Raw genomic sequence first — 12929 nt, 5'->3', positions numbered from 1 at the left:
ACCGACCTGATCGCCAAGCCGATCAACCCCGGCTGGGCCTGCTACGCGCTGGCCGAGGCGCCCGGCCTGACGCTGGCGGAGCGGCTTGATCGCGTCCGCCCGCTGGCCGACGACCCGCATTTCGGCGTGCGGGAATGGGCATGGCTGGCGCTGCGCCCCCACGTCGCGGGGTCCATCGACGAGGCGCTGGCCCTGCTCGCTCCCTGGACCGCCGAGTCGTCGGAACGGCTGCGCCGCTTCGCCAGCGAGGCGACCCGCCCGCGCGGCGTCTGGTGCACCCACATCGCCGCCCTGAAGGCCGACCCGGACCGCGGCCTGCCCGTGCTCGACCCGCTGCGGGCGGACGGGGCGCGCTATGTCCAGGATTCGGTCGCCAACTGGCTGAACGACGCGGCGAAGAGCCGGCCGGGCTGGGTGCAGTCCCTGTGCGCCCGCTGGGAGGCGGACAGCCCCGACCCGGAAGCCACCCGCCGCATCGCCCGCCGCGCCCTGCGCAGCGTGAGCAATCCCTCTCCCGCCCCGGGAGAGGGTGTCCGCGAAGCGGGCGGGTGAGGGGGATTGTGCTATGGCGGCATCCCCCCCTTGACGTGGCGCGTTCCAAGCCGATGCTAGGCGCCCTCCCGATCCATCGCTCCCGAACGGACCTTCGCCCATGCCCTACACCTCGTTGCGCGACTTCATCGACCGGCTGGAGAAGGCCGGGCGTCTGGTGGTGGTCCGGGAACCGGTGTCCACGGTGCTGGAGATGACCGAGATCCAGACCCGCCTGCTGGCCGAAGGCGGCCCGGCGGTGCTGTTCGAAAACGTCGTCAAGGCCGACGGCACCCGGTCGGAGATGCCGGTGCTGGTCAACCTGTTCGGCACGGTCGAGCGCGTCGCCTGGGGCATGGACCGCGAGCCCCACGAGCTGCGCGGCGTCGGCGAGACGCTGGCCTTCCTGAAGCAGCCGGAGCCGCCGGGCGGCTTCCGCGAGGCGATGGAACTGCTTCCGCTCGCCAAGACCGTGCTGTCGATGAAGCCGAAGACGGTCGGTTCCGCCCCCTGCCAGGAGGTGGTGCTGACCGGCGATCAGGTGGATCTGGGCCGCCTGCCGGTGCAGAGCTGCTGGCCGGGCGAGCCGGCGCCGCTCATCACCTGGCCGCTGGTCGTCACCAAGGGGCCGACCGGCAAGCGCGAGGACGATTTCAACCTCGGCATCTACCGGATGCAGGTGCTGGGCCGGAACAAGACCATCATGCGCTGGCTGAAACACCGCGGCGGCGCGCAGCACCATCACCGCTGGCAAGCGAGCGGCAAGCGCGAGCCGCTGCCCTGCGCCGTCGTGCTGGGGGCCGATCCCGGCACCATCCTGGCCGCCGTCACGCCGGTGCCGGACACGCTGTCGGAATACCAGTTCGCCGGCCTGCTGCGCGGCAAGAAGGTGGAGTTGGTGGACTGCAAGACGGTGCCGCTGAAGGTGCCCGCCCAGGCCGAAATCATCCTGGAAGGCCATGTCAGCCTGGACGAACACGCCGACGAGGGGCCCTACGGCGACCATACCGGCTATTACAACTCGGTCGAGCCCTTCCCGGTCTTCACCGTCACGGCGATGACCATGCGGCGCAACCCGATCTACCTTTCCACCTTCACCGGGCGCCCGCCGGACGAGCCGTCCGTGCTGGGCGAGGCGCTGAACGAGGTCTTCATCCCCCTGCTGATCCAGCAGTTCCCGGAGATCGTCGATTTCTGGCTGCCGCCGGAAGGCTGCTCCTACCGGATCGCGGTGGTCAGCATGAAGAAGGCCTATCCCGGCCACGCCAAGCGCGTGATGATGGGCGTCTGGTCCTTCCTGCGCCAGTTCATGTACACGAAATGGGTGATCGTCGTGGACGACGACATCGACGCGCGGAACTGGAAGGACGTGATGTGGGCCATGAGCACCCGCATGGACCCGGCCCGCGACATCACGGTGATCGAGGGCACACCCATCGACTATCTGGACTTCGCCAGCCCCGAGTCGGGGCTGGGCGGCAAGGTCGGGCTGGACGCCACCAACAAATGGCCGCCGGAGACCAAGCGCGAATGGGGCCAGAAGATCCGCATGGACCAGGGCGTGGTGGACGAGGTGTCGCGCAAATGGGCGTCCTACGGCCTGCCGGGCAGCGGGACCCCGATCTGGAAGTGACGCGTTAAGGAACGGCCCGCCTCTCCCACGGAGATCCCGCCATGCCCCGCGACACCGCCCCTCCCATCGCCCGCCCCATCGCCACCGCCCGCCTGATCTTCCAGGACGGCGGCGAGACCGCCGGGGACCTGTCGGTGGCGGAGCGCGCCGGCAACAGCCTGTTCGTGGCGTCGGACGAGGGCGCGCGGGTCGTCCGCATGGCCGTGGAGGACGGCGGCGCCATGTACCGCCAGGACGCCGAGTTCCTCCTGTCCGGGTTTTTCGACCTGCCGGAAACGGAGCCGGAAATCGGCGAGGCGGACATCGAGGGGATGGCGGTGGCCGATGGCTGGCTGTGGATCACCGGCTCCCACAGCCTCGCCCGTGAGAAACCGAAGCGGGACGAGCCGGACGCCGCGAAGGCGCTGGAGCGGCTGACCGTGGTGCGCTGCGACCCCAACCGCTTCCTGCTGGGCCGCATCCCGCTCGTGGCCGGGCCGGACGGGCGCCTCACGCCGGTCGGACGCGACGGGGAACGGACGGCGCGCTGCCTGAAGTTCCGCAAGGGCGGCAGCGCGCTGACCAAGGCGCTGGAGACGGACGAGCACCTGGCCCGCTTCGTCGCCGTGCCGGCCAAGGAGAACGGCTTCGACGTCGAGGGGCTGGCGGCCCACGGCGACCGGCTCTGGCTGGGGCTGCGCGGTCCGGTGCTGCGCGGCTGGGCCTGCATCCTGGAACTGGCGGTGGAGGGGCATCCGGAGGACGAGAAGCGCCTGCGGCTGCGCCCCATCGGGCCGGATGGGGAGAAGTACCGCAAGCATTTCCTCGACCTGGACGGGCTGGGCATCCGCGAGCTGACCTTCGACGGGGAGGATCTGGTCATCCTGGCCGGACCGACGATGGACCTGGACGGCCCGGTCGCCCTGTACCGCTGGACCGACGCCCTGTCCGTCACCCACGAGACCGTCATCCCGCGCGACCGGCTGGCCCATCTGATGAACCTCCCCCACGGCGAGGGCGACGACCACGCGGAGGGCATCGCCTGCATCCGCCGCGACGGCGCCCCGCCCGCCCTGCTGGTGGTCTATGACAGCCCGTCGGAGACCCGCCTCCACGGCGCCGGGACGACCGCCGACCTGTTCGCCCTGCCCTCCCGCTACGACCCGGCCAACGCCTTCCGGGCCTGAGCGTTCGTTCCAGTTTCAGCAACAATCAGTGCATAAATAAGCGGATTATCCCAAACGCTGGCATCGCTATTCTTGGCCTCAGACGACGACGGCCCCGACACGGGGCGCCACGCTGAGACAAGGAGACCACGCCATGAACGCCGACACCGCCGCCATCGACAACCGCACGGCTCCCTACGCCGCCTTCCTGCTGCGCGTCAGCCTGGGCCTTCTCTTCATCGCCCACGGCCTGATCCTGAAGGTCTTCACCTTCGGCATCGCCGGCACGGTCGGCTTCTTCGAGAGCCTCGGCTACCCCGGCTTCTTCGCCTATCTGGTGATCCTGGGCGAGATCGGCGGCGGCCTGCTGCTGGTGGCCGGCGTCTTCACCCGCTGGATCGCCCTGGCCCTGCTGCCGATCATGATCGGTGCGACGCTCCAGCATCTCGGCAACGGCTGGGTCTTCTCGGCCCAGGGCGGCGGCTGGGAGTTCCCGGTGTTCTGGACGGTGCTGCTGGGCGTGCAGGCCCTGCTGGGCGACGGCGCCTTCGCCCTGAAGCTGCCCACCCCCGGCCGCAGCGCCCTTCGGAGCCGGCCCGCCTGATACCGTCAGGCTTCGAAGCGGCAGCGCGCGGGCATCCCCGCGCGCTGCCGCTTTTGCGTTGGCACTGGGCGGGGCCTGAGGCGATATGCCCCTTCCTCTTCTTCTCTGGGCTCCCATTTGCTAGACAAGCCGGAGACCAAGCGGAGACCGTGATGCCCGTTTCGACCACCTCGCAACCCGCCTCGCAACCCGACGTGCTGAACCTGCTGGACGATCTGATCCGCAAGGCGAAGGGCGCCGGGGCCGACGCCGCCGACGCCGTGCTGTTCGACAGCGCCTCCCTGTCGCTGAGCCAGCGTTTCGGCAAGACGGAGAAGCTGGAGCGGTCCGAGTCGGGCGACCTGGGCCTGCGCGTCTTCATCGGCAAACGGCAGGCCATCGTCTCCTCCACCGACCGCAGCGCCAAGGCGCTGGACGAGCTGGTGGAACGCGCGGTCGCGATGGCCCGCGTGGTGCCGGAAGACCCCTTCTGCGGCCTCGCCGATCCGGAGCAGATCTACAGCACCCTGCCCGACCTCGACGTGTGCGACCCGTCGGAGCCCTCGGCGGAGTTGCTGATCGAGCGCGCCCGCATCGCCGAGGAGGCCGCCCTGGCGGTCGAAGGCGTCACCAACTCCGAAGGGGCCGACGCCGGCTGGAGCCGCTCCACCATCGCCATCGCGGCGTCCAACGGCTTTTCCGGCAGCTACGGCGTATCGCGGCAATCCCTGTCGGCCTCAGTCCTGGCCGGGACGGGCACGGGGATGGAGCGCGACTACGATTACGACAGCAAGGTCTACGGTTCCGACCTGCGCGATCCGGCGTCCATCGGGCGCGAAGCCGGGGAACGCGCCATCCGCCGCCTGAACCCGCGCCGGGTGAAGAGCTGCAAGGTGCCGGTGGTGTTCGACCCGCGCGTCTCCCGCGGGCTGCTGGGCCATCTCACCGGCTCCATCAGCGGGCCGAGCATCGCGCGCGGCACCAGCTTCCTGAAGGACAGGATGGGGCAGCGGATCTTCGCCGCCGGCATCACCATCGTGGACGACCCGCATGTGAAGCGCGGCCTGCGCTCGCGCCCGTTCGACGCGGAGGGCATCGCCACCACCCGCCGCAACCTGATCGAGGACGGCCACCTGACCACTTGGCTGCTCGACCTGCGTTCGGCCCGCCAGCTCGGCCTGTCCACCACCGGCCACGCGGCGCGCGGCACCTCCGGCCCGCCGGGTCCGGCCCCGGCCAACGTCTACATGGCTCCCGGCGCCAAGAGCCGTGACGAGCTGCTGGCCGAGATCCCCAACGGCTTCTACGTGACGGAGCTGATGGGGACGGGCGTCAACGGGGTGACCGGCGATTACAGCCGCGGCGCCGCCGGCTACTGGATCGAGAACGGGCAGATCGCCTACCCGGTCACCGAGCTGACCATCGCCGGCAATCTGAAGGAGATGTTTCTGAACCTGGAGCCGGCCAGCGACCTGGAGCTGCGCTTCGGCATGGACGCCCCGACCATCCGCATCGACGGGCTGACCATCGCGGGCCTGTAACAACGGCAGGCAACCGCAACGGACGGGGCGCCTTCGGGCGCCTCGTCATTCGGCGTGAGCGCCCTGCGTCAAAAGCGCCGGAACGCGGGAGAAGCGCGGCGAGGAATTGCGCGCCTGGGATGCATCGCGCGACATGGCGCGGCGGCGGAACGGCCACCACCCCCGCCGCACACCGGAGGGTACGAGGATGAAGGAAATCCTCCCTCTCCTGATCCTCGCCCCTGATCCTCGCCCTGGAAACCGTCAAGCGGTTGCTTGACCTCCTCGGCTAAGATCGGGCTGAGAGGATGGGGCGGCCACCCCGTCCTCCTTGCCAAAATGCGGGGCCGATGCCCCGTCCCGTCAATTGCGCCGATGGCGGTCGCGCAGCGTCAGACCGTCACGCTCATCGGGCCGCCGGCGCCGCGGACCGACAGGTTGGGCAGGAAGTCGCGGAACAGCGACAGGCTCTTCAGGTCGGACACGTAGCCCGTGTTTTCCCCGCCGAAGCTTTTCCCGCCGACGGCCTTCAGCGCGTCGGCGGACTTGGCGCCCTGGGCCTCCAGCGCGTCTTTCAGAACCGAGGCCAGAGCGCTGCCGTAGCCCAGCCGCTCCATCTTCGCGCCGGTCTCCTGGGTCGTTTTCTCGTAGCTGTACTGGAGCACGGCCCGCTGGACCGACCAGTTGACCGACCCTTTCTCCTCCTCGCTGGCCTTGTCGAGAAACTTCACCCCGGCGCGGTAGGCGGCGGCCTTGTCGGTGCCGAGGGGGTCGGCGGCGTCCATCGCCTCCTTCTGCTGGCGGGCCATGATGGATTGCGCCGCCTCCTGCTCGTTCTTGGAGAACTTCCCGTCGGCGTTGCTGGCGATGGCGTAGAGGCTGCGCCGGTCGAACCCGCCGAACAGCCGGTCCACGTCCTTCCCGGTCGGGTCGGAATAGTTCACCGCCTTGCCTTCCTTCGCCATCGCCGTGTAGGTGGCGTCCAACGAAGAGCGGGCCTCCTCCACGACCTTCGCAAAGCCCTGGAGCCCCGGCGTCTGGGTCGTGGTCAGCACCGTGGGAGGCATCTGCGGCGGGGGCAGGCCGGCGGCTTCGGCCTCCTCCTTCGCGGAGGGTTCGAACTTCTCAGGGTTCGGGATGTTCTTGTCGACCTGACCGCGCCCGATGCCGGGAATATCCACGCCGGCGGCGTATTCGGCGAGGCCGTTCCTGTAGAATTTCGCCGTGAAGCCGAGTGTGGACATCAGTTCGGCGGCGGCCTCGCCCTTGGCGTCGTTCGACTTCAGAAGCCCGCCCTCGCCGCCCTCCACCTCAAGGCCGAAGTCCAGCTTGTTGAACTCGGTTTCGCCCTTCTTCAGGAAATAGTTGATGGTCTTCAGCATGACGTCGCCCGGATTCCCGCCGGCGGTCTCCTCCACTTCCCGGTTGATGTCCGCCGTCTCCGCCTGGAAACGTTGATCGGCCGGGGCCATGCGCGCCATGAAGGCTTCGGAGTCCTGGTCCTTGTCGTAAGCGGCGTAGGCGGCGGTCCGCACCTCGTTCAACGCCTCCATGGCCTTGCCCATGCGGTCTCTTTGAATTTCCATGGCCTTGTTGGCCGCCACGCCCTTTTCGGACCAGGCTTTGTCCTCCTCGTCCGGTGCACGTTCCTTCACGAAACGGTTCTTCACGGCGCTGGTCGCAAGTTCGCGCAGGCCCATCGCCACGTCTTCCTCGCTCATCTTGCCGGACTTGACGAACTCGTCCAGCATCGCCCGGCCCTTGGAGCCGAGGGACGCGAAGACTTTGCCGGCCACGCCGGTCAGCGACTTCGCCAGTCCGCTGAGTTCGACGCTGTCCTCTCCGCCCTTCAAGGCCGACAGGACCGATGAAGCCCCCGACCCGTCCGGCTTCGCCGCCTTCCAACCGCCCTCCACCTCGGTGGCGCCGGAGCCGGGCTTCCACTTGGCGGCGGTCGCGGTGGCGCTGGCCGTGGTGGCTGAGAACAGGGCGTTGATCGACGCGGACATGGCTTCCCCCTTGCGGTCCCGCCTGAGCTGCGGGGATGCGATACTTAGAGACCGAAGTAATTATCTTTTGCTCACAAGTAATTTTCCCAAGATACCCTTTAAAGGACTCTTAAAGCGACTCTCAAGGCGCCAGAACCGGCAAGACCCAGGGGGCGAGAGCGATGTCCACGGGAAGGCGCGCGATCACATCGCCGTCGCCCTGCACGGGGTCCCCCGCCGGCCCTTCGACGACCACCCGCCGGGCCGGCAGGATGCGGTAGTCGGGAAAGCGCGGAAGCCGCCCGGCGGTAACGCCCCAGATGTAGCGCAGGGCGTTCCCCCGTCCCGCCTTGGAGAACAGGCAGACGTGCAACCGCGGGTCGGTCAGCCGCGCATCCGGCGCGCAGACGAAGCGGCCCCCGTAGAAATGCCCCTTGGCGACGATGACGGAGGCGGCCTCGACCGGTTCCCCGCCGTCCACCGTCACGCGGTAGGGACCGCCGCCGCCAGCGGCGAGCCGGGCCAGCGTCTCCACCGCATAGGCGCCCTTGCCGATCAGCCGCTTCAGCCGCGGGTCCACCCGCTCCACCACGCGGGCGTCCAGGCCGGCGCCGGCCATCATGGCGAAGGCGCGTCCATTCGCCACACCCAGATGCACGGGCAGCGCCCGCCCCTCGGCCAGCACCCGCGCCGTCCCCTCCGCGTCCGGGGGCAGACCCAACTCATGAGCCAGCACGTTGGCGGTGCCCAGCGGAACGACGCCCAGGGGGATCGCCGCGCCTTCGGCCCCGCGCGCTCCCAACCCGTTGACCACCTCGTTGATCGTCCCGTCGCCGCCCGCGGCGATCACCGCGTCGAAGGCGCCGGGCGCCACGGCGCGGGCCATCGCTTCCGCATCGCCGCGCCCGCCGGTCGCCTGGAGGGTCACCGCGGCCCCGTAGCGCTGCTCCAGCACCGCCAGCACCGCGCGCAGCCGGCGTGCCCGGCGGGGTCCGGCGACCGGATTGTGGATCACCAGAAAGCGCCGCCGGGGCACGCCGGCCGGTTCGGGCATCCCAGGCAACGATTCGTTCCTCCCCCCTGGATCGGCCGCCATTGTGACCATCATGTTTCAGTTCCGATAAAGTCATAAGTCACCAGAGTTTCACCAATAAGAAGTCTTATCGAAAACACCGCCTTCAACAAATGTGAAGATACGAAAATATTGTCAAGAGACCGCTCGCTGGATATACGGGAACAGACTTAACGAACCCTTGCCGGAACGGCGATGGAGCGGGGCATGAGCGCATCACGCGACGTCAAGCGATACCGCAGCATCTGGATCTCCGACGTCCATCTGGGCACGCGGGGATGCAAGGCGGAGTTTCTGCTCGATTTCCTGAAGCACAACGAGTCCGACCACCTCTATCTGGTCGGCGACATCGTGGACGGCTGGCGGCTGCGCAAGACGTGGTACTGGCCGCAGGCGCACAACGACGTGGTGCAGAAGATCCTGCGCCGGGCGCGCAAGGGCGTGCAGGTCTACTACATCCCCGGCAACCACGACGAGGCCGCCCGCGACTATGCCGGCCTGCAGTTCGGCGGCGTCCATGTGGTGGAGGAGATGATCCACGTCACCGCGGACGGGCGAAGCCTGCTGGTCACCCACGGCGACCGGTTCGACGTGGTGGTGAAGTACGCCCGCTGGCTCGCCTTCATCGGCGACAACGCCTACGTGGTGCTGCTCCAGGCCAACACGCTGTTCAACTGGGTCCGGCGCAAGCTGGGCTTCCCCTACTGGTCGCTGTCCGCCTTCCTGAAGCACAAGGCGAAGACGGCGGTGGAGTTCATCGGCAATTACGAGATCGCGCTCGGCGACGAGGCCCGGCGCCGCAAGGTGGACGGGGTCGTCTGCGGCCACATCCACAGCGCGGAAATCCGCGACATGGAAGGAATCCTCTATTGCAACGACGGCGACTGGGTCGAGTCCTGCACCGCCTTGGTCGAGCATCCCTGCGGCCGGCTGGAGATCATCGATTGGGCGGAGGACATCCGCCGGCGCGCCATGGCGACGCTGCCCGACCGGGCCCCAGCGCGGGAGAGGACGGCCAGAGAGAAGAAGGCGGCGTGAACATCCTGATCGTCTCGGACGCCTGGCTCCCCCAGGTCAACGGCGTGGTGCGCACCATCGGCACCGTCCGCGCGGAGCTGGAGGCCATGGGCCACCGCGTGGAGGTGATCGGTCCCGACCGCTTCCGCACCGTGCCCATGCCCACCTACCCGGAGATCCGGCTGGCGCTGGGCGCCGGGCGGCGGCTGCGCGCGATGATCGACGCGCTGCGCCCCGACTGCATCCACATCGCCACGGAAGGGCCGCTGGGCTTCGCCGCCCGGCGCTATTGCCTCAGCCGCGGCAAGCCCTTCACCACCGCCTACCACACCCGCTTCCCGGAATATGTGCGCGACCGGGCGCCGGTGCCGCTGGCCCTCAGCTACGCGGTGGTGCGCCGCTTCCACAGGCCGTCCTCGGCGGTGATGGTGGCGACCCAATCCATCGAGAACGACCTCGCCGCCCGCGGCTTCACCAACATCCGGCGCTGGACCCGCGGCGTGGACACCGAACTGTTCCGCCCCCGCGCCAAGGGCTTCCTGGCCCTGCCCCGGCCCATCGCCCTCTATGTCGGGCGCGTCGCGGTGGAAAAGAACCTGGAGGATTTCCTGAAGCTCGACCTCCCGGGCAGCAAGCTGGTGGTCGGCGACGGCCCGGCCCGCGCGGAGCTTCAGCAGAGATACCCGGAGGTCCATTGGGCCGGCGCCCGCCATGGCGAGGAGTTGGCTGAGCATTACGCCGCGGCGGACGTCTTCGTCTTCCCGTCCCGCACCGACACCTTCGGGCTGGTTCTGCTGGAGGCGCTGGCCTCGGGCGTGCCGGTGGCGGCCTATCCGGTGCCCGGCCCGCTGGACGTGGTGAACGGCTCCGGCGCCGGCTGCCTGGACGAGGACCTGAAGGGGGCGATCGAACGCGCCCTGGCGATCCCGGCGGAGCGCTGCCGCGGCCACGCCCTGAACTTCTCCTGGCGGCGGTCCGCCGAACAGTTCCTGGCGAACCTGCGTCCCTTCACCTGAAACGGAAAGGACGCCGGGCCGGTTTCCGCCCGTTACGCGGCGCGGATGCGCTGCATGAACAGGTCCACGCTCTCGCGCAGGCGGTCGGCCTCGCTGTGCAGGGTGTCGGCGGCGCCCAGCACCTCCTCGGCCAGACTGCCGGTCTCGGACGCGCCGCCGGTCACCGACCCGATGGTCTCGGTCACGCTGCGGGTTCCGCGGGCCGCCTCCTGCACGTTGCGGGCGATCTCCCGGGTGGCGGCGGTCTGCTGCTCCACCGCGGCGGCGACGGTGATGACGATGTCGTTGATGCGGGCGATGGTCGCGCCGATGCCGTCCAGCGCCTCCGCGGAACCGCGCGCGGCCTCCTGCATCCCGGCGATCTGGGCGGAGATGTCCTCCGTCGCCTTGGCGGTCTGGTTGGCGAGGTTCTTGACCTCCTGCGCCACCACGGCGAAGCCCTTGCCCGCCTCGCCCGCCCGCGCCGCCTCGATGGTGGCGTTCAGCGCCAGCAGATTGGTCTGCCCGGCGATGCTGTTGATGAGTTGAAGCACCGCACCGATCTTCTGCGCGGCATCGACCAGCCCGTTGACCGTGGCGTTGGTCCGTTCCGCCTCGGCCACCGCGCCGCGGGCGATCTGCGAGGATTGGTCGACCTGCCGGCTGATCTCGGCGATGGAGCTGGTGAGCTGCTCCGACGCGGCGGCGACCGTCTGCACGTTGGCGGACGCCTGTTCGGCGGCGGAGGCCACGGCGAGCGACTGGCGGTTGGTGGCGGCGGCGATCTGCGCCATGCGCTGGGCGTGGCCCCGCATTTCGTCCGACGCGGCCACCGTGTTGCCGGCGACGCCGCGGACGCTGCCTTCCAGGCTGTCGGCGAGCTGGTTCAGGATGGTCCGCTTGCTCTCCCGCTCCGCCTCCGCGTAGGTCTCCAGCAGCAGTTCGAGGTCGAGCCAGGTCACCCGCCCCAGCGCGTCGCGCAGCGCCGCCTTCTCCGGGGCCTTGCCGGACCCGAACAGCGAGCCGCGCCCGTCCGCCGCGTCCAGCCCGAGTTCGCGGACGATGCCGCTCGACACCGTGTGGTGGCAGATGGCGACCGCGTAGCCCGGCACGCCGTGATCGTAGAAGGACTTGGCGAGGCGATGGGCCGACTCCAAAAAGCCCGGCCCCAGGTCCCCCGAGACGACGCGGGTCCAGTGGGCCACGCGCGCGCCGTGGACGTCGGGCAGCGTCAGGGCGTTGCGGATTTCCGGCCAGGCCGCGAAGGCGCTGTGCCACTGCTCCAACAGGAGCGGCAGGCGGCGCTCTGCAAAATTCCGGTTTGCGCGCAACCGCAAGATGTCGGCTTCTGAAATATTGAAGGCGCGCAGCCGGTTGTTTTGGTTGTCGTGCTCTTGTCCGCCCGCCATGGTTGCTTGCATCCTGAAATGTTGGTGGCCGGCACGATGCCCGCCTTTGCATGGTAGCCTGAGTTTCTACGTCACCATGATGGGGCCGGATTTCTTCAAATTATCATAACGGATCCACAAATCGCCTTATCACTAGTGTACATATCGACAGGCCGGCCACCCTTCCTTCAGCCGTCGGCCTTCCGGCGTGTCCCGGCGCAAAGCCGTACCTCTGCCACGGGCCGCCGTGCTAAAGTGGCGGCGACCGCGGCCGGGAAACCGGCCGCGTTGGTTTTGTCGGATGGCGTTTCGACCCGAATGCTTCAGTCACTCTACCGCGGCCTGACGACCCTCGCCGGGCCGGCGGTTCGTCTGTATCTCGACCGGCGCCTCGCCGCCGGCAAGGAGGATTCCGCCCGCCGGGGGGAACGTTTCGGCACGGCCACGCGCCCGCGCCCGCCGGGGCGGCTCGCCTGGATTCACGCGGCCAGCGTGGGCGAAGCGAATTCGGTGCTGGTTCTCGTCGCCCGCCTGCTGGACGAGACGCCGGACCTGACCGTCCTGATGACCACCGGCACCGTGACCTCGGCGGAGCTGATGGGCCGCCGCCTGCCGGAGCGCGCCTTTCACCAGTATGTGCCGGTGGACCTGCCGGCGGCGGTGGACCGTTTCCTCGACCATTGGCGGCCCGATCTGGTGCTGTGGACGGAATCGGAGATCTGGCCGAACCTGCTGGGCGCGGTGCGGGCGCGGGGCATTCCGGCGGCGCTGGTCAACGCCCGCATGTCGGAACGCTCCTTCGCGCGCTGGCGCTGCGCGTCGGGCCTGATCACGCCGCTGCTCTCCACCTTCCAGGTCACGTTGGCCCAATCGGACGGCGACGCGGACCGGCTGCGCCGGCTGGGCGCGCCGGGCGTCGCCAGCGTCGGCAACCTGAAATTCTCCGCGGAGCCGCCGCCCGCCGATCCGGCGGCGCGCTGGACGGGCGCCCACGGCGGGCAGGCGTTCTTCGCCTATTGCGCCAACTACCTCGTCGACGTCGGCCATGGGATCGTCG

Annotated in this window: 10 protein-coding genes and 1 pseudogene; 8 read left to right on the top strand and 3 right to left on the bottom strand. The window is 69.2% G+C overall.

The genetic code is table 11. From position 1 onward, the window contains the following. The 5 genes and pseudogenes from QSG27_RS23455 to QSG27_RS23435 all read left to right on the top strand — a co-directional run. Positions 1 to 552: pseudogene (locus tag QSG27_RS23455) on the top strand (DNA alkylation repair protein); the annotation flags it as partial. A 100-nt stretch (positions 553 to 652) separates the two neighbouring features. Then, positions 653 to 2164, top strand: a complete 1512-nt coding sequence (locus QSG27_RS23450) for a UbiD family decarboxylase (RefSeq protein WP_306710425.1) — start codon at positions 653 to 655, stop codon at positions 2162 to 2164. A gap of 41 nt (positions 2165 to 2205) precedes the next feature. Continuing rightward, positions 2206 to 3330: a DUF3616 domain-containing protein gene (locus QSG27_RS23445; RefSeq protein ID WP_306710423.1), complete on the top strand. Its 1125-nt coding sequence runs from the start codon at positions 2206 to 2208 to the stop codon at positions 3328 to 3330. A 133-nt stretch (positions 3331 to 3463) separates the two neighbouring features. Next, complete coding sequence (locus QSG27_RS23440) at positions 3464 to 3913, top strand: DoxX family protein (protein ID WP_306710422.1); 450 nt, start codon at positions 3464 to 3466, stop codon at positions 3911 to 3913. A gap of 152 nt (positions 3914 to 4065) precedes the next feature. Continuing rightward, a complete protein-coding gene (locus QSG27_RS23435; protein ID WP_306710420.1) occupies positions 4066 to 5433 on the top strand; it encodes a TldD/PmbA family protein in 1368 nt (455 codons plus the stop codon). 371 nt (positions 5434 to 5804) lie between these two features. Here QSG27_RS23435 and QSG27_RS23430 read toward each other — a convergent pair whose 3' ends face one another. Together QSG27_RS23430 and QSG27_RS23425 are read right to left on the bottom strand one after the other, a co-directional pair. Next, positions 5805 to 7421, bottom strand: coding sequence for a hypothetical protein (locus QSG27_RS23430; protein WP_306710419.1), 1617 nt, complete (start codon positions 7419 to 7421; stop codon positions 5805 to 5807). A 121-nt stretch (positions 7422 to 7542) separates the two neighbouring features. Then, positions 7543 to 8454, bottom strand: coding sequence for a diacylglycerol/lipid kinase family protein (locus tag QSG27_RS23425; RefSeq protein WP_306710417.1), 912 nt, complete (start codon positions 8452 to 8454; stop codon positions 7543 to 7545). A 225-nt stretch (positions 8455 to 8679) separates the two neighbouring features. Between QSG27_RS23425 and QSG27_RS23420 the strand changes: the two genes are divergently transcribed. Further along, positions 8680 to 9510, top strand: a complete 831-nt coding sequence (locus QSG27_RS23420; RefSeq protein WP_306710415.1) for a UDP-2,3-diacylglucosamine diphosphatase — start codon at positions 8680 to 8682, stop codon at positions 9508 to 9510. Continuing rightward, complete coding sequence (locus QSG27_RS23415) at positions 9507 to 10505, top strand: glycosyltransferase family 4 protein (protein ID WP_306710413.1); 999 nt, start codon at positions 9507 to 9509, stop codon at positions 10503 to 10505. Before QSG27_RS23420 ends, QSG27_RS23415 begins: the two co-directional genes overlap by 4 nt. Positions 10506 to 10537: 32 nt before the next feature. Here the strand turns inward: QSG27_RS23415 and QSG27_RS23410 are convergent, their stop codons facing one another. Further along, positions 10538 to 11893 (bottom strand): globin-coupled sensor protein, encoded by a 1356-nt coding sequence (locus QSG27_RS23410; RefSeq protein ID WP_306710411.1) that lies wholly within the window; start codon positions 11891 to 11893, stop codon positions 10538 to 10540. Positions 11894 to 12190: 297 nt separating this feature from the next. Between QSG27_RS23410 and QSG27_RS23405 the strand changes: the two genes are divergently transcribed. Then, positions 12191 to 12929 (top strand): 3-deoxy-D-manno-octulosonic acid transferase (locus QSG27_RS23405; RefSeq protein WP_306710409.1); only part of this gene is annotated, 739 nt, incomplete at its 3' end.

Origin of the sequence: Azospirillum isscasi, from assembly GCF_030849505.1 — a bacterium.
Taxonomy (GTDB): Bacteria; Pseudomonadota; Alphaproteobacteria; order Azospirillales; family Azospirillaceae; genus Azospirillum; species Azospirillum isscasi.
This window is presented reverse-complemented; position numbering and strand designations above follow the sequence as displayed.

Excerpts from the sequence above, each read along its gene's own strand:
- QSG27_RS23450 (WP_306710425.1), top strand. The coding sequence starts at position 653 with ATGCCCTACACCTCGTTGCGCGACTTCATCGACCGGCTGGAGAAGGCC.
- QSG27_RS23445 (WP_306710423.1), top strand. The coding sequence starts at position 2,206 with ATGCCCCGCGACACCGCCCCTCCCATCGCCCGCCCCATCGCCACCGCC.
- QSG27_RS23440 (WP_306710422.1), top strand. The coding sequence starts at position 3,464 with ATGAACGCCGACACCGCCGCCATCGACAACCGCACGGCTCCCTACGCC.
- QSG27_RS23435 (WP_306710420.1), top strand. The coding sequence starts at position 4,066 with ATGCCCGTTTCGACCACCTCGCAACCCGCCTCGCAACCCGACGTGCTG.
- QSG27_RS23430 (WP_306710419.1), bottom strand. The coding sequence starts at position 7,421 with ATGTCCGCGTCGATCAACGCCCTGTTCTCAGCCACCACGGCCAGCGCC.
- QSG27_RS23425 (WP_306710417.1), bottom strand. The coding sequence starts at position 8,454 with ATGCCCGAACCGGCCGGCGTGCCCCGGCGGCGCTTTCTGGTGATCCAC.
- QSG27_RS23420 (WP_306710415.1), top strand. The coding sequence starts at position 8,680 with ATGAGCGCATCACGCGACGTCAAGCGATACCGCAGCATCTGGATCTCC.
- QSG27_RS23410 (WP_306710411.1), bottom strand. The coding sequence starts at position 11,893 with ATGGCGGGCGGACAAGAGCACGACAACCAAAACAACCGGCTGCGCGCC.